We start from the raw sequence: 19195 nt of genomic DNA on the forward strand, positions 1-19195 counted from the left end.
CGCCTCCCATCCGCTGGCCGGAACGTGAGCGCCGTCCCGGCCGGACCGCCGCTTCCCATGTGAGAAAGAAGCGACCCGGACAAGGTACAGGCTCAGCGTCTCAGATGAATTCGATTGGTGTAAAGACCCGTATTCCGGGCCTTTGCAGGCATTTACTGTTGGAAGAAATTCTTCACATCCAACGCTTTCTGGGCGCGCAGGGCACTGCAAAGCGTGGCGGTTTCGATGCCCTGGGCCAGTGAGCGCTCATAGCCGGGAATCAAATACGCCTGTTCTTCGAGGAAGGCTTCGGCCTCGGTCGCTTTGCGCACGCTACAGAAATAGCCCGTGACGCCCGCGATCTGCGGCTTGCGGATTTCCGGCAGCCGGTTGATCACGGTTTCGAAATTCGCCGTAAGCTCCTTCCAGGCCGTGTCCTGCGCCTCGACATTCGCCATGCCGCTGGCGACGACTGCGTAGACCTCATCGGTCGAATAGTCGCCCTTGAGCACGGTGTGCATCAGATCCGTCACGATTTTGGCGTCGCCGCGATTGGCCAGCGTGCGGAGGATGGTGGAGCGCTCATTCTGGTTGGTGGTGGTCGCGAGATAGGTTTTTGCCGCCTCATAGAAAGCCTGTCCGCCATCTTCGACACCGACCTTCATGGCCGTGGCCAGGTCTTCCGGCGCGATGGCCATCGCATCCGGCTCGCCGGCCAGACCGATATATTGCCGGGCGCGCGCCAAGAGTGCGCGGCGCTCTGCCGGACGCTCGCCATATTCCAGCAGCAGGCCATAGAGCTTGTCGCGCAGCAGCATTTCCTGCTGGCTTAGCGCGGTCGCCGGACGGGATTCCAGATACTCCGCCAGCGGTCCATAGGTGCGCTGGACCCAGGCGTGCAGGTGCGCTGTTTCCGATGTGTCCAGCATCCGGTCGAGCGTCGGGAGAATGGCGAAGCCTTCGGAGACGGCCCGGGGGTGGCTGTCGGTCGTTGCGGCCAATCCCTTCAGGAGGTCATCGGTGCTGATCCGGCCCGCGCGGAAGCCGGAGATCAGCGCGTCGGCAAACATGATCTGTTCGCCAGCCGACAGGCTGTCAAAGCCGGAGATGAGGCCGGAAAGGTTTTTCGAATTGGTGTTGAAGCGCCAATAGCCCGTGCCGCCCGCATTAGGCATCACCCAGTCCGGGCAATCGCCATCAAGCGGGATCTCGGTGACCGGCTCGGTCAGCATCTGGCGGATCGTGCGGTCGCCTACCGGCCCGTTGAGACGGGCAGCGAAGGGCACGTTCCAGACTTGCGTGTCCGCTTCAATGTCGGAGCCAAGCGGCGAGTAGCGTTGCTGGGTGATCGTGATCAGGCCCGCATCCGGGGCAGGACAGGACACGGCCACATCCAGCGATGGAATGCCGGGCTGGCTGATATAGCTGGTGAAGGCGTCCACCACGTCCGGCTGGCCAGAGCCGTCAGCGAGGCTCTGCATGAAATCGTCCGCATCGGCGACGCTGTCCTCGAAGCGGCGCATGTGCAGGCGAATGCCTTCGCGGAACGCCTCTTCGCCGAGATAGGTCTCGAACATGTTCAGCACACTGCCGCCCTTGCGATAGGTGATGGAGTCGAACGCGTCGAGAATGTCACCATTGGCATTGATTGGATTGCGGATCTGGCGCGCCGATTGAAGACTGTCGGCGCCCATCGCGCTGAGCCCGGCCAGGATCGGGCTGAGACTCCATTCGCCGTCCGGGTCGACACCGTCCATCGTCTTGTAGCTGATCCAGGTCGCGAAGGCCTCGTTCAGCCAGATGTCGTTCCACCATTTCGGCGTGACGAGATTGCCGAACCATTGATGGCCCAGTTCGTGGGCGTGTGTGGTCAGGATGCCGCGGCGGCGCGACAGGCTGGTCTGCTCATTCATCAGGAGGGCGGCTTCGCGATAGATGATCGCGCCGGCATTCTCCATCGCGCCATAGGCAAATTCCGGCGCGGCGATCAGGTCGAGTTTTCCATAAGGGTACGGATAGTCGAAATAGGCTTCCTGCCAGAGCAGCATCTCGTCGGTGATATCGAGCGACTCGCTGAGTTGCTCTTTCTTGCCGCGCGCCGAGAAACCGCGCAGGGGCACGGGCGCCGCGCGCAGGGTATTGGCCGGAATGGCCGGGGCGGGCCGCGTCTCGTAAGGGCCAACCGCGAGCGCCACCAGATAGGACTGGATCGGGCGTGTTTCGGCAAAGACATGCCGGGTCCAGCCATCCTCGGCGGGCTCGGCGCTGATCTCTGCACCATTGGCAACGACCTGCATGCCGTCCGGCGCGGTGACGGTGACGCTCCACGGCGTCTTGAAGCGCGGCTCGTCGAAAGAGGGCACCATGCGGCGCGCATCAATCGGCTCCATCTGGGTGGCGAGATAGTCGGTGTCGGACTGGACCGCCTTGTAGAGCCCGGCGAGGCCCAGATTGTAGGGCGCGGTGTAGCTGATTTCGAGCGTCGCCGTGCCGGCCGGGACCGGCGAGTTGAAATCGAGCCGGGCGACGCCGCCCGGCGCCTGATTGCTGGTGAAGGTGGCCGGGATTTCCGTGCCATTGTCCAGCACGGCCTTGGCGCCGAGAATGTCCTGCTCCACCGAATGCAGCCAGATGCGCGTATGTGGTGCGGCCAGCGACACGTCGATCGCCACGGTGCCGGAGAAGCCTTCGGCATCCGGATCGGTCTTCAGGTCCAGCCGGTAGGCAAGTGGGGTCACATCGGTCGGCAACTGGCCTGCCGGGGGCACCTCTATTTCTACCGGCTGGGGTTCGGAGACGAGGTCCGCGCCGGACTGGGAGGCCGCATTTCCGCAGGCGTTAAGCACAAGGAGAGAAACCGCGCCTGCCAGGGCAGCGCGAAACCGGGAAGGGTGCATGAATTTGATCCTGTAACGGTGGCAACAGTCTGATCGTAAAAAACATAGGACACGCCCCAGCAAAAGCGTCCTAATGCAGCTGAATTTAACAACCTTTTCAGTGATGCCATGAGAAGTTGAAGACATGAAACGGCTCTACCATTGGCCTCTTGATCCGGCCGGACGGCTGGTGCGTCTCGTTCTCGGTGAGAAGGGCGAGGGGTTTGAGACATTGGAATCGCCGCCCTGGTCTGCGCATCCGGATGTGCCGCGCCTTGCGCACGGGGCCGTGGCACCCGCTCTGGTGGAACTCGATAGCGAGCCGCGTATGTTTGCCTGCGGTACGCGTGCCATCTGCGAATATCTCGAAGAAACCTCCAGCGGCCGCGCCCTGTTGCCGGAAGATCCGGCGGCGCGCGCCGAAGTCCGCCGCCTGTGGGCCTGGGTCGAGGCAGCCTGCGAAGAAGTCACTGACACGCTGCTGACTGAACGCGTGATGCAATGGGTGCGCCGCGACCGGCTTCCGGATTCCGCGCGCCTGCGCCGGGGCGCCCATGCGCTGCGCGGCCGGCTGACCTTCCTGAATGGCATGCTGGAACTGAACGGCTATCTCGCCTGCCGCGACCTGACGCTGGCAGACCTCGCTGCAGCGGCGCACTTGTCGGCCTATGACTATTTCGGCGATGTCGAATGGAATGCCGTGCCCGAGCTGAAAGACTGGTATGCCCGGATCAAGTCGCGTCCGAGCTTCCGGCCCTTGCTGGCCGATCGGTTGCAGGCGGTACGGCCCGTGGCCCATTATACTGATTTGGATTTCTAGACCTTGCCCGATCCCCTCCACATCCGCGTCAAGCACCTCGCCCGGTCGCTTGGCTTTGACGGCGTGGCGATTGCGCGGGCGGACGAGGCGTGGGCGGCGGGCGAGCGGCTCGAAGCCTTTGTCGAGGCTGGCCATCATGGCAGCATGGACTGGATGGAGACGACGCTGGAGCGGCGCAAGGCGCCGACCGCGATGTGGCCGGATGCGAAATCCGCCGTCGTCGTTGCGCTCAATTACGGCCCGGACCATGACCCGCTCCAGACGCTGGAACAGAAGACGCTTGGCAACATCTCTGTTTACGCACGGGGGCGGGACTATCACGACACGCTGAAGAAGCGGTTGAAACAGCTCGCCCGGGAATTCGTGGCTGAATCCGGCGCGGAGGTGAAAGTCTTTGTCGATACCGCGCCGCTGATGGAAAAGCCGCTGGCGGAAAGGGCCGGGCTCGGCTGGCAGGGCAAGCATACCAATCTGGTCAGCCGGGAACTCGGCTCATGGTTTTTCCTGGGTGTGATGCTGACCGCGGCAGAGCTGGAGCCCGATGAACCGGAAACGGATCATTGCGGCTCGTGCCGGGCCTGTCAGGACATCTGCCCGACCCATGCGTTTCCCGCGCCCTACCAGCTCGATGCGCGGCGCTGCATTTCCTATCTCACCATCGAGCATTCAGGGCCAATCCCGGCAGAGTTTCGCGCGGCGATGGGCAATCGCATCTATGGCTGTGATGATTGCCTCGCCATCTGTCCGTGGAACAAGTTTGCCGAAGCCGCGAGCGAGGGGGCCTTCCATGCGCGCGCCGAGCTGAAGGCGCCGGGTCTGGATGAACTCGCCGCGCTGGAGGATGCGACGTTCCGCGAAGTCTTCTCCGGCTCGCCCATCAAACGGATCGGGCGGGACCGGTTCGTGCGCAATGTCTGTATCGCCATTGGCAATTCGGGGGAGGGGGCTCTAGTCGCTAGCCTGCTGCCGCTGTTGGACGATCCGGCGACGGTGGTGCGCGGGTCTGCCATCTGGGCGCTGGCCCGCCTTGATCGTGCCCGATTTGCGACGGAAAAGGCCCTCCGGATGGAGCCGGAAACGGATCCGGGCGTTCTGGCGGAATGGATGACAGAGTGATGAGCGGGTTCCTGACCTTCCTGAACTGGACGGTGCGCATTCTTGCGGGCCTGTTCGTGGCGTTTCACCTCTATGCGCTGGCGCTGATCTGGTTGCCCATTCCGGGCACGGTGCTGATGGTGCAGCGGGCAGTGGGCGGCGAGACGGTGCGGCGCGATGCGGTGCCCTTGTCCGAGATTTCGCCTCACCTCGTGCGCGCCGTTATCGCGGCTGAGGATTCCCGCTTCTGTGAGCATAATGGCATCGACACGGCCGCCATCGAAAAGGCGCTGGATGAACGCCGTCAGGGCAAGCGCACGCGCGGCGCCTCCACGATCACGCAGCAGACCGCCAAGAATGTTTTCCTCTGGAATGGCGGCGGCGTGCCGCGCAAGCTGGGCGATATGTGGATGGGCGTCTTCATCGACAAATTCTGGGGCAAGGCCCGGGTCATGGAAGCCTATCTGAACGTCGCTGAATGGGGCGACGGCCTGTTCGGCGCCGAGGCCGCCGCGCAGGCGCGGTTCGGCAAGTCCGCCGCAGACCTGACCGAGCACGAGGCGGCGTTGCTGGCTGCCGTGCTGCCGAGCCCGAACAAATGGCGCGTCGACCCTCCGGGGCCGTATGTCAACAAACGCGCCGGGACGCTGCAGGCGCGGATGCGGGTTGTGCACAGCCAGGGCCTCGCGGCCTGTGTGCTGGGCGATACGCTGCCGCCGGCACGCCCGCAGCCGCAACAGGGCCAGCCCGCGCCACAACCAGAACCCTTGCCGGACCTGCCGCCTGAACCGGAGACCGGGCCGGAAGCGATCGAGCCGGAAACCGTTGAGCCCGAAGTGGCTCCGGAAGACGATGAGTTCGATGCCTTCCTGGAAGGCGCGCAGGAACGTTTTGGCGATGCCGCTGAGGCGCCTGAGCCGATTGAGGAAGAGCCTGAAGCCGCAGCAAGCCAGTCGGAAGCGCAGGATGGCGGGCCGACCGATCTGCGTCCGCGGTCTCTGGAGTCGGTTGAAGACCCGGCCAGTGAGGACTCCCCCGAGTAGCGCGCCGTCTTAATCGGCTTCCGGCGGCCGCGCTTTTGTTTCATCCTGTTTCACACTGTCCGGTTCCGGCTCATTTTCCTCCGGTTCCGGTGCGGGGGCCGGATCGGGCGTGCGCTTCGGCCGGGAAATCTCGACCTTGAGCGCGGAGTCCGGTTCGATGAACAGCTCCTTGCGGCGCAGCGGCACGGACATGCCATTCTCGGTGAAGCGTTTCCAGACTTCGCGCAGAATGTTGGAGCCGACATTGGCCGTGCCGTTTTCCGGGTCGATGATCCAGAAGCGCATTTCCAGCACGATGCACTCATCGGTGAAATCCTTCACGAGACAGACCGGCTGGGGCCAGCTGATCACGCGCTCGGTCGCCTTGGCGGCGGCGATGACGATGGCAATCGCCTCTTCGAGGTCGGACGTGTAGTCGATGCGCAGCTCCTTGTGGATGCGCACGCGCTTGTTGGAAAAGCTCCAATTGATCACCGTATCGGTCATCAGCTTTTCGTTCGGGATCAGGAATTCCTTGCCTTCCTGCGTCGTGATCGACGTGTAGCGCAGGCCGAGGGATTCCACGACGCCAAACGTCTCGCCGACTTCGATCACGTCCTGCGGCTTGATCGAGCGCTCCGAGAGCAGGACGATGCCGGAGACAAAGTTCGAGACCACTTTCTGCATACCAAAGGCAAAGCCGAGGCCAATGGCACCGGAGATCACCGTCAGCGCGCCGAGCGGAATGCCGAGGCCTGCGAGGGTGAGCAGGGCGGCCGCAACAATGAAAACGATCTGGATGGCATTGCCGATCAGGATGCGGATCGAGGGCTCGACTTTGGGAATATGGTTGACCCGCCGCTTCATCGATTTGGCCGCGCGGTTGGCGATGAACAGCAGGACAGCGGCGGTCAGGATGGCCTGGAAGATGAAGACCGGACTGATCCGCCTTGTGCCGAAGGACGGACCAATGCTTGACAGCCAACCTATGACGTCGGGCAGCACGCCGAGCGCGAAGAAGATGGCAAACGTCCATGTCAGGAAGGAGGCGAGGCCGCGCAGCTCTTCCGGCAGGAAGGTCATCGTCACCCGGATCGCCAGCCAGGCAATGGCCAGCGACAGGGCCGTCCGGACAAGGATCAGCGGGTGGTCGATCGAACTGAGCAGCGAGACCGCCACCGCCAGCAGAATGGACCAGAGCGCCGGTCGCACCGCCTTTTGCAAGACGTCCAGCCCTTCGCGGCGAGGCGGCTCCACAAAGCGGCGCAGCGTGACGGTGATGAGGCGCTTGAAGGGCGGGGTGAGCAGGGCGCCCAGCGCGAGCGCCAGGATGATGCAGCCCAGCTGGATCAGGATGGGGTAGAGAAATTCAGGCTGTTGCGCCTTGGTGTGGAGCCAGCCCGCCGGATCGTCGAGGAACGGCCTGGCCGGCTCCAGCCATTTGAGCAGCGGATTGACGATGTCTTCCACCGGCGGAAGCAGTTCCTCAGCAGGCTGAGTTCCCTGTCCAGTGGCTTCCGTCGCATCGACCGCGCGGCAATAGGTTTCCCCATCACCGCCGGTGATGCATTTCTGGTAGGTGACGTTGTCTTCCGCCAAGCGCTATCTGCCTAGACCGGGTCGTAGGGAAAGACGCTGGCCGACGCGCCCATGTCGAAGAAATTGGCCTTCATGGCCGGCATGGCCTGTTCGAGCAGGGTTTCCGGCGTCCAGCCTTCCATACGGGCCAGCGACTTGACCGGACGGGGCTGGTCGAACAGCACGACTTCATTGCCGCGCACGGCGAAGATCTGTCCGGAGACGTCATTGGCCTTGTCGGCGCAGAGGGCGACGGCAAGCTGGGCAACCTGGTCAGCCCGCATGCCCTGGCGCATCCGCTCGACGCGCTCGGCGCCGGCTTCGTCCTTGACCGGGATGGAGGCGATCATGCGCGTCCAGGCGAACGGCGCGATGACGTTGGAGCGGACATTCTTGCGCGCGCCTTCCATGGCGACGATGCGGGACAGGCCGACAATGCCCATCTTGGCGGCGGCATAGTTCGCCTGGCCGATATTTCCGATCAGGCCGGACGTGGAGGTGAAAAGGACGAAATTGCCGTCTTCCTTCTCGCGGAAGAGTTCGATGGCCGCGCGGGTGACATTGAAGGTGCCGCGCAGGTGGACGTCGATTACGCTGTCCCAATCGTCTTCACTCATCTTGTGGAACATGCCGTCGCGCAGGATGCCGGCCGGGTTGATGATCGAGTGCAGGGCGCCGAACTCGTCCTTCGCCTGTTCGATCATGCCCTGAACGGCTTTCATGTCGGTCACGCTTTCCGAGTTCGAGACAGCTTCGCCGCCCGCCTTGCGGATTTCCTGGGCCACGGTCTCGGCCGGGCCGGCGCTGCCTTCATCGGCGCCAGTCAGGCTGCCGCCCAGATCGTTGACAACCACTTTTGCGCCTTCGCGCGCCGCCAGCAGGGCGGTCTCCTTGCCGATGCCATTGCCACCGCCGGTCACGAGGACCACTTTGCCTTCCAGAACGCCCATCAGACGAAACTCCCTTTATATGTTGCAGTCGCCGCCACCGTAGAACCCGGCCCGCAATGTTCAAGGTTTGAAATCGTCGCTGGTGCAGGTAGAGGTGCTGGCATGACAAAGACATTCCAAGCCGTAATCTGGGATTTTGGGGGCGTGTTCACGACCTCTCCCTTCGACGCCTTCACCCGCTACGAAACCGAACGCAGCCTGCCGAAGGATTTCATTCGGACCGTCAACGCGACCAACCCGCTGGACAATGCCTGGGCCAAGCTGGAGCAGAGCCTCGTCACGGCGGCCGAGTTCGATGGCATGTTCCGCGAAGAAGCCAGGGCGATGGGCCATGACGTGCCTGGCGGTGAAGTTCTGGCGCTGCTGTCCGGCTCGCTGCGGCCCCGCGTGGTCAACGCGCTGACCGTCTGCAAGACCAAGGGCAAGGTCGGCTGCATTACCAATAATGCGCCGGTCGGCAAGGGCGCCTCGATGACCAATGATGAGGCAAAGGCGCGCGAAGTGGCCAAGGTCTTCGACATGTTCGACCATGTGATCGAAAGCTCGAAGCTCGGCATCCGCAAGCCGGACCCGCGCATCTATGCTCTGATGTGCGAGACGCTCGATGTCGATCCGGCGGAATGTGTCTATCTCGATGATCTCGGGCACAATCTGAAACCGGCCCGCGACATGGGCATGACAACGATCAAGGTGCTCAATGAAGACCAATTGCTGTCAGACCTCCAGGCTGCGACCGGATATGCGCTGGCCTAGCGCGCTCATCGGCGGGTTGGCGGCCGCGCTCCTGGCGGCCTGTTCGCCTGCGGCCGAACCTGCCGGGCGGCCGGTGCCGGACGAATCCCTGATGCAGCCGCCGCAGGTGCCGGACCCGGTCGTGCTGACGCCCGAGGCGGAGGCAACCCGCGACGAATTGCTGTCACATGCGAAGGCCGGATCGCTGAGCCGGCTCTCGCGGGTGGCCAATGCGAATGACGGCTTTGTCTCCAATCTCGCCGGCACGCCGCACCGGCAATACTGGGATTTGATGCGCCGCATCGGGGCCGACCCCAATCGCAGCCTGCGCGAATTGTTCGAACTGCCCCCCGGCATGCGCGAGATTGATGGTGAGGTCTGGTATGTCTGGCCGGACCTGGCGGCGCGCGATGCGCAGGATCTGATCCCGGAGAAACTGTCCTTCCAGGACCGGCGGCGCCTGATGGAACTGATCGGCGAAGACGGGATTGAACGGATACGGCAGGGCGAGGGCTATCCCGGCATGCGCACGGCCATCGCCGGCAATGGCCGCTGGGTCTATTACGTGCTCGGCCAGGATGGAGAGGATTAGGACATGTCAGGAAAAATCGGTGCAGGCGCCGCCCTTGAAATGCTGAGCGGCTGGACGAAAGGCCCCGGCGAGCGCGACACGATCGAGAAGGCGTTCCAGCTTGCCGACTTCAAGGCGGCCTGGGGCTTCATGTCCGCCGTGGCGCTGAAGGCCGAGCAGATGGACCATCATCCCGAATGGTTCAATGTCTACAACAAGGTCGAGGTCACGCTGACCACGCATGATGTGGATGGGGTGTCCGAAAAGGATGTCGAGCTGGCCCGGTTCATGGACGAGTTGGCGACCAAGTTCTCCTGAACTTCGCGGCGCCTTTGCCGCTTCTCCCAAGGTCAAGCTGGCTCGCCCCCGACCGCGCTGGTACGGGTAGGCAAAACCACACAGAGCGGAGGATACAGGCATGGGTCGGGTAGACGGAAAGAAAGCATTCATCACAGGCGGCGCGCAGGGGCTCGGCGAGGCCACGGCCCGCATGATGGCCCGCGAAGGCGCCAAGGTCACCGTTACGGATGTGAACGGGGCAGGCGCCGAAGCTGTCGCCGCCTCGATCAATGAGGCACACGGCGCGGGCACCGCCTTTGCCTGGCAGCATGACGTGACCGATGCCGACCAATGGCAGGACGTGCTGCAAGCGGCGCATGATGCGATGGGCGGCCTGAATGTGCTGGTCAACAATGCCGGTATCGGCTCGCTCGGCTCGGTCGAGGACGAGAATTACGAGACCTTCAAGAAGGTCCAGACGGTCGATGTCGACTCCATCTTCCTCGGCTGCAAATACGCCATCCCGCTGATGCGCGCGCACGGCCTCGGCTCGATCATCAACATCTCGTCGATCGCCGGCATCATCGCGAGCGCGAACTATGTTTCGTACAACACCGCCAAGGCGGCCGTGCGGCACATCTCGAAATCGATCGCGCTGCATTGCGCCAAGGGCGGCCAGATCCGATGCAATTCGGTGCATCCGGTGTTCATCAACACGCCGATCCTGGACCGGACCAAGGAAATGTTCGGCGAGGAAGAAGCGCTCGCCAAGCTTGGGCGCCAGATCCCGCTCGGCAAGGTCGGCGAGCCGGACGACATCGCCTATGCGGTGCTCTATCTCGCCTCGGACGAGTCGAAACTGGTCACCGGGATCGAGCTGAAAGTGGATGGCGGCATTTCCGCGATGTAGGATCAGGCTTCGGCTGTGCGCCGCTCATGGGCCATTCGGCGAACATGCCGGGCTCGCAGGCGGGGCGCGATTTTCCAGGAGGCCGGGATCGCGATCACGGCGCTGAACAGCACGGCGATCGGAATGAACACGGCGGCATTGGTTCTGAGGGCGGGTGTGTACATCACGGCCAGCAGGATTGCGCCGAAAAGCACGCCCTGAACCATTCCGTACAGGAGCAAGGTAATTGCCATTCTGTTCGACATGTCGGGTTTCCTTTTGAATTGCTATACCCAGAACAATTCGTGAGAGGCCCGGCATGTTCCCCGCAAAGGCGAACAGAATTTGCTTGCCGGCATACACCGTTCACTGTATGTTCTTTCCTGTCCAGTGGATGGGAGGGACATCATGATCGGTTATGTGACACTCGGCGCGGCAGACCTTCAGCGCGCCGCGAAATTCTACGATGCCCTTGCGGCCGAGATGGGCACGGGCCGGATGATGGAGGAAGAGACCTTCATCGCCTGGGGCACGCCCGGCGGCGCAGCCGGGGTGGCGGCGACGCTGCCGTTTGACGGCCAGCCCGCGACGGTCGGCAATGGCACGATGGTCGCCCTGGCGGCGAAGGACAAGGACCAGGTCCACAAGCTGCATGAGATCGCGCTGGCCAATGGCGGCAGCGATGAAGGCGCGCCCGGCCCGCGCGGGGAGGGCGGCTTCTATGCGGCCTATTTCCGCGATCCGGACGGCAACAAGCTGAACGCCTTCACGATGGTGTAAGCGGACGTTTCGACGTTACCAGCAGCGCATAGATGGCCAGACTGCCAATCAGCGCGGCGGACACGTAGAGCGGGAGCTGCGGCATGAATGAATACAGCGTCGCACCGATCAGGGGGCCGAAAATGAAGCCGGAGGGGGGCGCCGCCGCCAGCAGCGCTGCGGCCGCGCCCTGTTCCTCACGGGTCACCGACAGGCTGCCGAGCGCATTGGCGGCCGGCACGGCCAGCGCCGCCCCGCCGCCCACGGTCAGGAAGCTGAGCGCGACGGCCCAGAACGGAAAGAACAAATCTGCCGCCACATAGCCTAACGCCACGATGGCGAGGCCCAGCGGCAGGATCTTCCGCGGATCCGGGCGGCGCGGCTGCACATAGCCGAACTGCACGACGATCATGCCGGCGGCGAAACAGGCAAAGGCAATCCCGGTGTGCAGGACCACGGCTTCCCCGGCCGAGCGGCCCGCCGTGTCGACAAATTTGTACCGGTCTTCGATGAACCAGCTGAGCGTCTGCTGCACGATGCCGATGCCGATGAAATAGCTGAACAGGAAGACGAGGTGCGGAAAGACGCGCGGGTCGCGCACCGCCAGCGGTGTGGGCCGTTTTGCGGTTTTCGGCCGTTTGCGCGTCGGCGGCAGCACAATGGCCAGAATCACGGCCACGGTGAGGTTGAGCACGATCGTGCCCCAGATCGGCATCAGGGCCCCGAAGGGGGCAAGCACGGTCGCGCCCGCCGGGCCGAGGATCGAGCCGATGCTGACACAGGCGCCCAGCATGCCGAGGCCGCCGGCGCGGGTCATCGGCGTGGTCGCATCCGTCATCGCGGCCATCGCGGCCGGCTGCAGGCCGGGGGACAGGAGGCCGAACCAGATGCGCACGAAGACCAGGGTGAAGAAGGCAGTGAGGCCGGTGACCAGGCCCGCAAGGGCCGCGTTGAGGGCGAAGACGAAGGCCATATTGGTCAGGCCCATTGCCGAAAGGGAGAAGATCATCACCCGTTTGCGGCCGAACCGGTCGGCGAGCCGGCCCCAGGCCGGGATCAGCAGGGCATAGACAGCGGCCGACAGGGTCAGGATGCCGGCGACTTCGATCTCGGTCAGGCCGGCCTTGCGGGCGAGGGGGGCCACAACCACGAAATTGATGCTCATGCCGGCGCCCATCGCCACCATGGCGATGCCGATCATTGCCTTTTGCAGTCCGCTGAGAGGCAGCAGCGGCGTGTCCGGATCTGTCATGTCGGCGGGCTCCCTCGGCAATTGTCTTGTCTATTTTTGTTCGCCCGCATTGCCAAACGGAAACCGCCCCAACTGGCAAAGCCGGAGAGAACGTCTTGCGCAAGCTAGGGGCATCACCCTAAGTGAAGGCAACAACAGAAAAATAATCGGAGCGTTGCCCCATGGCCGCCATTCTTGATCTCATCATGGTCGTTCTGCGGATCGCCACGTTTATCATCATCATCCAGGCTGTCCTGTCCTGGCTGGTCGGCTTCAATGTGCTGAGCATCCAGAACCCGACCGTGCGCAGCATCTGGGGCGGATTGCAGAAAATCACCGAGCCGGTTTACCGCCCGATCCGCAACATCCTGCCGCCCATGGGCGGGCTGGACCTGACCCCGATGGTGGTGCTGCTGATCATCTTCTTCCTGGAACGCGTGATCGCGCGCTACGGCTACGGCGTCGTCCCGTTCTGATCCGTGCACCGGCTGACCGTCCGCGTGCAGCCGAACGCGTCGGCTGACCGGGTCGAGACCTGGGAAACCGATGCTGCGGGACGGACCTATCTGAAGGTGCGCGTCCGCGCCGTGCCGGAAGGCGGCAAGGCGAATGCGGCGGTCGAGAAGCTGATTGCGAAATGGCTCGGCGTGCCAAAGTCTGCGGTCAGGGTGGTGACGGGGGGCAAGAACCGGCTAAAAGGCCTCGACATTGACGGGCCGCCCGATCTGGCGGCGAAACTGGCCGGGGATCAGGGCAATGAGCGCGCAGGTAATTGACGGAAAATCAGTTGCGGCAGATGTCCGCGCAGACGTGGCGAAGGCGGTCAGCCAGTTGCTGGGTCAGCCGACGCTGGCGGTCGTTCTGGTCGGGGACGATCCGGCGAGCCAGGTCTATGTGCGCAGCAAGGTGCGCCAGACCGAAGAGGTCGGCATGGTCTCCATCCACCACCGCCTGCCGGACACGGCGAGCCAGTCGGATGTCGAGAGCCTGATTACGAGCCTCAATGCCGATGACAGCGTCGATGGCATCCTGCTCCAGCTGCCTTTGCCCAAGGGCCTCGATGCCGATGCAGCGATCGAGAAGATCGACCCGGACAAGGATGTTGACGGCCTGACCGAACTGTCAGCCGGTCGCCTGACGCTCGGCAAGCCGGGCCTGCGTCCGTGCACACCGACCGGCTGTGTGATCCTGGCCAAGCGCGCGCTGGGCGAGGATCTCTCCGGCAAGCATGTCGTCGTGATCGGCAGGTCAATCCTTGTCGGCAAGCCGGCCGCGCTCCTCTTCCTGGCCGAGAATTGCACCGTCACCATCGCGCACAGCCGCACCAGGGATCTGCCCGCGATGTGCCGTGAGGCCGACATTCTGGTCCCCGCCGTCGGACGCCCGCAAATGGTCAAGGCCGACTGGGTGAAGCCAGGCGCAACTATTATTGATGTCGGCATCAACCGCATCGACGCGCCGGAAAAGGGCGAGGGCAAGACCCGTCTGGTGGGCGACGCCGATTATGCCGCCAGCGCGGAAGTCGCCGGGCATATCACGCCGGTGCCGGGCGGGGTCGGGCCGATGACCATTGCCTGCCTGCTGCGTAACACGGTGCTGGCGGCCTGCGCGCGGCGCGGCTGGCCCGTTCCGGACAGTTTGTGAGCCAGTCCTTCTCTCCGCCGGATACGCCGAAATTCCGGCAACTTTGGCAGAATCAGGAAGGTTTATGCGCGATCTGTAGCAAGATGATGCCGATGAGCCGGGCGGATGTGGCGCATTCTACCCTCTGGAAGAAATGGCGGCCCACCTTCGATCACATTATTCCGCGGGCGCATGAGGGATCGGACGACATCACCAATCTTCGCCTTGCGCACGCGATCTGCAACAAGCGCCGGGGCACCGGAAAGGGCTAGGTGAGGCCGGCGGCCCGCACATTCGACTGATAGGTGCGCGAGACCGGCGCTTCGCGGCCGGATTTCAGGATCAGGAACAGTTTGCCATTGGCGCGCCGCGTGTCGGCGACGCCCCGGTGCGAGACCCACCAGGAACGGTGTGTCTGCAGGCCATTGTCCTCGCCCAGTTCCCGGACCGCATCGGCCAGCCGCATCAGGATCAGTTCCTCGCCGCGGTCGGTGTGCACGCGCAGATAATGGTCTTCGGACGAGATGGCCCAGATGTCGGCGCCCCGATATTTTACGGGCAGGCGCTGCAGGAAGCCGGCCACCCGGTCTTCCGGTTCGGCATCTTCCAGTTCCGCGAGCCGTCGGGCCCGGTCAAACAGAAAGCCGCCGGTCGTAACAACGAGGCAGACGGCCAGCACATAGCCAAACTGGAGCGGCAGGTCTCGCAAGGAGAGCGGCGCGCCCAGTACGGCGAGAAAGATGCACAGCGTCAGGGTGACCGGAATGGCCAGCAGGAGAGAGGCCACGAGAATTCTCAGGGCGGGATGGGCGGTTTTCAGATTCGTGTGGAAGACGAAAGGCACGACCCAATAGGAGGCGACCGATCCGACCAGCATAGTGATGAACCACATCACAAACCGGAGCCAGACCGAGCCGCCGGTGCCATAGACGCCGAACCAGGTGAAGCCGGCGGCCAGCAGGGTCACAATACCAAGCGTCTTTGCGGTGTCTTTGAGGGCTGATGCCATCTGAGTCATCCGTTGTGTTTCGCGCTTCGTGAATGGGTGTGGTGGCATTTGGCGAAGGATTCCAGCCCCTCCGCGTAATCCACGTGGCGCGCCCGCTGAGCACTCTCCACCCTGTTTCCATCACCCGCACCGGGGCGACAGCGCCCCAGCATATGGAGACATGAAATGAACATCAACCGCACTCTGGGACCGATTTTGGCTACAATCCTTTGGATATCGCCTGTAGCAGGGGCTGCAGACCTGACTTTGCAGGTCCAGGGCCTCGATGCGCCGTCCGGCACGCTTCATGTAGCGCTCTTCGATGAGGCGGGCTGGTCCGATAATGCAGCCATAGACAGCGCGATTGTCGAGATTGACGACGACGCGCCCGAGATCGTCTTCGAGGGGCTCGCGCCCGGCCCCTATGGTGTGAAACTGTTTCAGGACCTTGATGGTGACGGCATGCTGGGGCGCGGCCCGATGGGCATTCCGCGCGAGCCTTACGGTTTCTCGAATGACGCGCCCGTCCGGTTTGGCCCGCCGAGCTTCGCTCGCGCCGGGTTCGACCTGCCGGCCGAGGGCGCCACCCAGACCATCACGCTGCGCTGAGCCGGGAGAGGAAACAGGCCATGAAGAATCCCGCCCTGACCCTTCCGCGGAAATGGCCGCGTGTGTCCTTCGGACGGCCCAGCAATCGCGCCGTCATCCTGATCGGCCTGGCCGCCTACGCGGCTGTCAGCTGGATGATCCTGAACAGTCCCGACACGCCGCCCGTCCGGTTCCGGATCAATCCGGTTCGCCTCGTCGAAGCTTCCGCCATCCTGAAGCTGCATGTGGTCGGCGCGCTCAGCGCGTTCGGCATCGGCGCGGCGCTGATGATGGGCGTGAAGGGGAGTGGGCTGCACAAGCGGCTGGGCTATGCCTGGGTGGCGGCGATGGCCATCACGGCGATCAGCTCCTTCTTCCTGACGGGGCTCAATGGCAACCAGTTCAGCTGGATTCACGGCCTGTCGGCCTGGACCATCATTGGCCTGCCGATGGGCATCACCGCCGCGCGCCGGAAGGACATTGCCGGGCATCGCAAGCAGATGACCGGCATGTTTACAGGGGGCATGTTGGTTGCCGGCCTGTTTACCTTCCTGCCGGGCCGGATGATGTGGTCGATATTCTTCGGCGCCTGACCGGAATAGCCCCTTACCGCCCCCTCCAAAGACCGCTACACCTTGGCAGGTGAGGTCTTTTGGAGGGGTAATATGAAACGTGTTGTCAGTGCAGTTCTCGTTGCAGGTCTTGCCGCATGCCAGGCGCCGGGACCGATCTCCATTCCGGGCATTACGCGCGCGCCGCAAAGCGCCGAGGACGCGCTGGAAGCCTATTACCGATCCTTGCCGGACGAGTTCTATCCGCGTGCGCCTGCGGGTCTGTCACTGCCGGACGATAATGCACCGCTGTCGCGGGTGCTGGTCGGCTCCTGTCATGATGAGGAGGTCGCTGGCGCGAGCGCCACATTGCAGCGTGTTGCCTCAGAAGAGGCCGACCTGTTCCTGATGATTGGCGACAATGTCTATGGCGACAAGGACGGCATGGCCTATGCCAACAATCAGGCCGACCTCGACGAATTGCGGGAAAGCTTTGCCGACCTCGCCGCGCGTGAAGATTTCAAGGCCGTGCGCGCTGCCCATCCGATGATGGTGGCGTGGGACGATCATGATTACGGCGCCAATGATGCGGGCCGGGAATTCCCGTTCCGCCGCCTGGCCGAGCGGGTGCATGAGCGGTTCTGGGGACTGGAGAACAAGGATGTCGGCGCTTGGCCCGGCACCTATTACGCCCGCAGCTTCGGCCCCGAAGGCCAGCGCACCCAGATCATCATGCTGGACACACGATTCTTCCGCTCGCCGCTGACCGCGACGGACGAATACGGCGTGACCGGCAAGGAGCGCTACATCCCGTCCTCCGATCCCAATCAGGACATGCTGGGCAATGACCAGTGGACCTGGCTGGAAAACCAGCTGCAAAAACCGGCGGATCTGCGCCTGATCGTCTCGTCGATCCAGGTCTTGCCGACCGATGGGCATGGCTGGGAAAGCTGGTCGCGCCTGCCGGCCGAACAGCAGCGTCTCTACAATCTCATCGGCGAGACAGGCGCCAATGGCGTCGTATTCGTGTCAGGCGACCGGCATACGTCGTTCCTGTATCGCAGCGAGGCGGCATTGCCCTATCCGGCCCATGAGCTGACCGCATCGTCGCTGAATGTTTCATGGACCGCGTCCACCGACGAGACCGACACGGCGCAGATCGGGGAAGGCTTCCCGCCGGACAATTATGGCGCCATCGGCATCGACTGGACGGCCGGAGCGGTCGACCTTGAAATAAAAAATGCTGCTGGCGAGACGGTTCGCCAAACAACCGCCCAATTCCGGTAGCTATGGCACGCGGCAACAGAAAGGCCGCCTGTAGATTATGACTGAAACCCGTAACGTCTTTGCCATCATCCTGGCGGTGATGATCCTCCAGATTGCGGGCGGCCTGCTCAGCATGCTGACCCCCTTGGGGCTTGAGGCCCTGGGGACGGCGCCGCAATTCATTGGCGGCATCGCGGCGCTGTATGCGACCGGCTTCATGCTGGGCGCATGGTCCGCGCCGGCAGCTTTGGCCTCGTTCGGCAATATCCGCCTGTTCGCAGCTGCGGCGGCCGTGACTTCAGCCGGGTCGATTGCCTTGTCGCTCTGGTATGAGCCGGGCTTCTGGGCAATCGTACGGATCGTACAGGGCGTCAGTTTCGCCTATATGTTCACCAGCGTCGAAAGCTGGCTCGGTCAGGCCGTGCCGGACAAGTCGCGCGGCAATGTGATGGGCATCTACCATACCGGCGCCAAGCTCTCCCTGATGATCGGGCCATTTTTCGTGGCGGGCCTGTCGCCCCTCGACAGCCGCGCCTATAGCTGGGCGGCGCTGTTCCTGACGCTGGCGCTGGTGCCAATCTGCCTGACCCAGCAGGAACAGCCCGAAACGCGGGACCGGACCACGATGCCGCTGGGCAAGCTCTACCGGCTGGCGCCGGCGGCGGTGATCGGTGTCGCGCTGGCTGGCGTCATCAATACCGGCACGCTCGCCCTGTTGCCGATCTATTTCGAGGGCTTCGCGATTGGCGGGGGAGGGACGGCTGCGGCCGCCACGGCCCTGGCCGCTGCCTGGCTGGGCGGGCTGATCATCCAATGGCCAGCGGGTCGTCTGTCCGACCGAATCGAACGGCGGCTGGTCATTGCTGTCCTGAGTGCCGTGTCAGGCCTGGCGGCGATGGTGATCGCGATATTCGGCCGCAGCTTTGGCGAAATCGGCGTGATGCTGGTGCTGATCGTGTGGGGCGGCGGCGCGCTGACCTTTTACGGCCTCTGCGTGGCGCATGCGATCGACCGGACGCCCAAGGGAAAGATTCCGCAGGTCATGTCCGGCCTGTTGTTCATCTGGGCTGGCGGGTCGATTGTCGGGCCGCTCCTGTCCGGTATCGCCATGCGGGCTGCAGGTGCGACGGGCCTGTTCGGATTGGCCGGCCTGCTGCTGATCCTGTTGGCATTCATCATGGTCTGGCGGGTTTCCGCGCGGGCCGCGCCGGAAGAGCACCAGCAGGAGGATTGGAGCCCGATCCTGCCTACACCCATGGCCAGTGTGGAGCTTGACCCCCGCAATCCGGAGCGGGAAGCCGAAACCTGAGTCCAAAGTTGAGTACTCAGCTGGTTTACGGGCCTGCCAAGCCTGTTATATAGCGCGGACGATCAAACGGGCCGGCCCTGTGCCGGCTC

General features: G+C 63.6%; 22 protein-coding genes. 16 read left to right on the forward strand and 6 right to left on the reverse strand.

What is annotated here, in order from left to right; translation table 11 throughout:
• Positions 1-152 precede the first annotated feature (152 nt).
• Positions 153-2876 carry a M1 family metallopeptidase gene (locus V7660_RS02455; RefSeq protein ID WP_335601537.1) on the reverse strand — a complete coding sequence of 908 codons (2724 nt, stop codon included), beginning with the start codon at positions 2874-2876 and terminating at the stop codon, positions 153-155.
• Between the two features lie 124 nt (positions 2877-3000).
• Here V7660_RS02455 and V7660_RS02460 point away from each other — a divergent pair, with 124 nt between their 5' ends.
• From V7660_RS02460 to mtgA, 3 genes are read left to right on the forward strand one after another with little or no spacing between them, the layout of a single operon-like run.
• Complete coding sequence (locus V7660_RS02460; protein WP_335601538.1) at positions 3001-3675, forward strand: glutathione S-transferase family protein; 675 nt, start codon at positions 3001-3003, stop codon at positions 3673-3675.
• A gap of 3 nt (positions 3676-3678) precedes the next feature.
• Positions 3679-4791, forward strand: a complete 1113-nt coding sequence (gene queG / locus V7660_RS02465) for a tRNA epoxyqueuosine(34) reductase QueG (RefSeq protein WP_335601539.1) — start codon at positions 3679-3681, stop codon at positions 4789-4791.
• Positions 4776-5813: a monofunctional biosynthetic peptidoglycan transglycosylase gene (mtgA, locus tag V7660_RS02470; protein ID WP_335601540.1), complete on the forward strand. Its 1038-nt coding sequence runs from the start codon at positions 4776-4778 to the stop codon at positions 5811-5813. The genes queG and mtgA overlap by 16 nt, the downstream gene beginning before the upstream one ends.
• 9 nt (positions 5814-5822) lie before the next feature.
• Here the strand turns inward: mtgA and V7660_RS02475 are convergent, their stop codons facing one another.
• Both V7660_RS02475 and V7660_RS02480 read right to left on the reverse strand, forming a co-directional pair.
• Complete coding sequence (locus V7660_RS02475) at positions 5823-7391, reverse strand: mechanosensitive ion channel family protein (RefSeq protein WP_335601541.1); 1569 nt, start codon at positions 7389-7391, stop codon at positions 5823-5825.
• A gap of 11 nt (positions 7392-7402) precedes the next feature.
• Positions 7403-8320, reverse strand: a complete 918-nt coding sequence (locus V7660_RS02480; RefSeq protein WP_335601542.1) for an SDR family NAD(P)-dependent oxidoreductase — start codon at positions 8318-8320, stop codon at positions 7403-7405.
• Between the two features lie 102 nt (positions 8321-8422).
• Here V7660_RS02480 and V7660_RS02485 point away from each other — a divergent pair, with 102 nt between their 5' ends.
• From V7660_RS02485 to V7660_RS02500, 4 genes are all read left to right on the forward strand, one after another.
• On the forward strand, positions 8423-9073 hold the full coding sequence (locus tag V7660_RS02485) for an HAD-IA family hydrolase (RefSeq protein ID WP_335601543.1): 651 nt from the start codon (positions 8423-8425) through the stop codon (positions 9071-9073).
• Positions 9060-9644 carry a hypothetical protein gene (locus V7660_RS02490; RefSeq protein ID WP_335601544.1) on the forward strand — a complete coding sequence of 195 codons (585 nt, stop codon included), beginning with the start codon at positions 9060-9062 and terminating at the stop codon, positions 9642-9644. The genes V7660_RS02485 and V7660_RS02490 overlap by 14 nt, the downstream gene beginning before the upstream one ends.
• Positions 9645-9647: 3 nt before the next feature.
• Positions 9648-9941: a 4a-hydroxytetrahydrobiopterin dehydratase gene (locus V7660_RS02495; RefSeq protein WP_335601545.1), complete on the forward strand. Its 294-nt coding sequence runs from the start codon at positions 9648-9650 to the stop codon at positions 9939-9941.
• 100 nt (positions 9942-10041) lie between these two features.
• Positions 10042-10812, forward strand: coding sequence for an SDR family oxidoreductase (locus V7660_RS02500; protein WP_335601546.1), 771 nt, complete (start codon positions 10042-10044; stop codon positions 10810-10812).
• A gap of 2 nt (positions 10813-10814) precedes the next feature.
• On the opposite strand, the gene V7660_RS02505 is transcribed toward V7660_RS02500, so the two are convergent.
• The gene (locus V7660_RS02505; RefSeq protein WP_335601547.1) at positions 10815-11057 is read right to left on the reverse strand and encodes a hypothetical protein; all 243 of its coding nucleotides are present in this window, start codon (positions 11055-11057) and stop codon (positions 10815-10817) included.
• Positions 11058-11199: 142 nt separating this feature from the next.
• Between V7660_RS02505 and V7660_RS02510 the strand changes: the two genes are divergently transcribed.
• Positions 11200-11571 (forward strand): VOC family protein, encoded by a 372-nt coding sequence (locus V7660_RS02510; protein ID WP_335601548.1) that lies wholly within the window; start codon positions 11200-11202, stop codon positions 11569-11571.
• Here V7660_RS02510 and V7660_RS02515 read toward each other — a convergent pair.
• Positions 11558-12802 (reverse strand): MFS transporter, encoded by a 1245-nt coding sequence (locus V7660_RS02515; protein ID WP_335601549.1) that lies wholly within the window; start codon positions 12800-12802, stop codon positions 11558-11560. The genes V7660_RS02510 and V7660_RS02515 overlap by 14 nt on opposite strands.
• A gap of 161 nt (positions 12803-12963) precedes the next feature.
• On the opposite strand from V7660_RS02515, the gene V7660_RS02520 reads away from it, so the two are divergent.
• The 4 genes from V7660_RS02520 (at position 12964) to V7660_RS02535 (ending at position 14676) form a co-directional block, all read left to right on the forward strand.
• Positions 12964-13257 (forward strand): YggT family protein, encoded by a 294-nt coding sequence (locus V7660_RS02520; protein WP_335601550.1) that lies wholly within the window; start codon positions 12964-12966, stop codon positions 13255-13257.
• A gap of 3 nt (positions 13258-13260) precedes the next feature.
• Complete coding sequence (locus V7660_RS02525; RefSeq protein ID WP_335601551.1) at positions 13261-13557, forward strand: DUF167 family protein; 297 nt, start codon at positions 13261-13263, stop codon at positions 13555-13557.
• Positions 13538-14425, forward strand: a complete 888-nt coding sequence (gene folD, locus V7660_RS02530) for a bifunctional methylenetetrahydrofolate dehydrogenase/methenyltetrahydrofolate cyclohydrolase FolD (RefSeq protein WP_335601552.1) — start codon at positions 13538-13540, stop codon at positions 14423-14425. The genes V7660_RS02525 and folD overlap by 20 nt, the downstream gene beginning before the upstream one ends.
• Before the next feature lie 92 nt (positions 14426-14517).
• Positions 14518-14676 (forward strand): HNH endonuclease signature motif containing protein, encoded by a 159-nt coding sequence (locus tag V7660_RS02535; protein WP_335601553.1) that lies wholly within the window; start codon positions 14518-14520, stop codon positions 14674-14676.
• Here V7660_RS02535 and V7660_RS02540 read toward each other — a convergent pair.
• Positions 14673-15413: a LytTR family DNA-binding domain-containing protein gene (locus V7660_RS02540; protein ID WP_335601554.1), complete on the reverse strand. Its 741-nt coding sequence runs from the start codon at positions 15411-15413 to the stop codon at positions 14673-14675. The two genes, V7660_RS02535 and V7660_RS02540, sit on opposite strands and share 4 nt — an antisense overlap.
• Positions 15414-15578: 165 nt before the next feature.
• Here V7660_RS02540 and V7660_RS02545 point away from each other — a divergent pair, with 165 nt between their 5' ends.
• The 4 genes from V7660_RS02545 to V7660_RS02560 all read left to right on the forward strand — a co-directional run bounded on the left by V7660_RS02545 (position 15579) and on the right by V7660_RS02560 (position 19106).
• The gene (locus tag V7660_RS02545) at positions 15579-16001 is read left to right on the forward strand and encodes a DUF2141 domain-containing protein (RefSeq protein ID WP_335601555.1); all 423 of its coding nucleotides are present in this window, start codon (positions 15579-15581) and stop codon (positions 15999-16001) included.
• 20 nt (positions 16002-16021) lie between these two features.
• Entirely contained in the window at positions 16022-16573 is a 552-nt protein-coding gene (locus V7660_RS02550) for a DUF2306 domain-containing protein (RefSeq protein WP_335601556.1), read from the forward strand.
• A gap of 72 nt (positions 16574-16645) precedes the next feature.
• Positions 16646-17818 (forward strand): alkaline phosphatase D family protein, encoded by a 1173-nt coding sequence (locus V7660_RS02555; RefSeq protein WP_335601557.1) that lies wholly within the window; start codon positions 16646-16648, stop codon positions 17816-17818.
• A 37-nt stretch (positions 17819-17855) separates the two neighbouring features.
• Positions 17856-19106 carry an MFS transporter gene (locus tag V7660_RS02560; protein WP_335601558.1) on the forward strand — a complete coding sequence of 417 codons (1251 nt, stop codon included), beginning with the start codon at positions 17856-17858 and terminating at the stop codon, positions 19104-19106.
• Positions 19107-19195: the final 89 nt, after the last annotated feature.

The organism is Hyphomonas sp. (assembly GCF_036964145.1).
Taxonomy (GTDB): Bacteria; Pseudomonadota; Alphaproteobacteria; order Caulobacterales; family Hyphomonadaceae; genus Hyphomonas.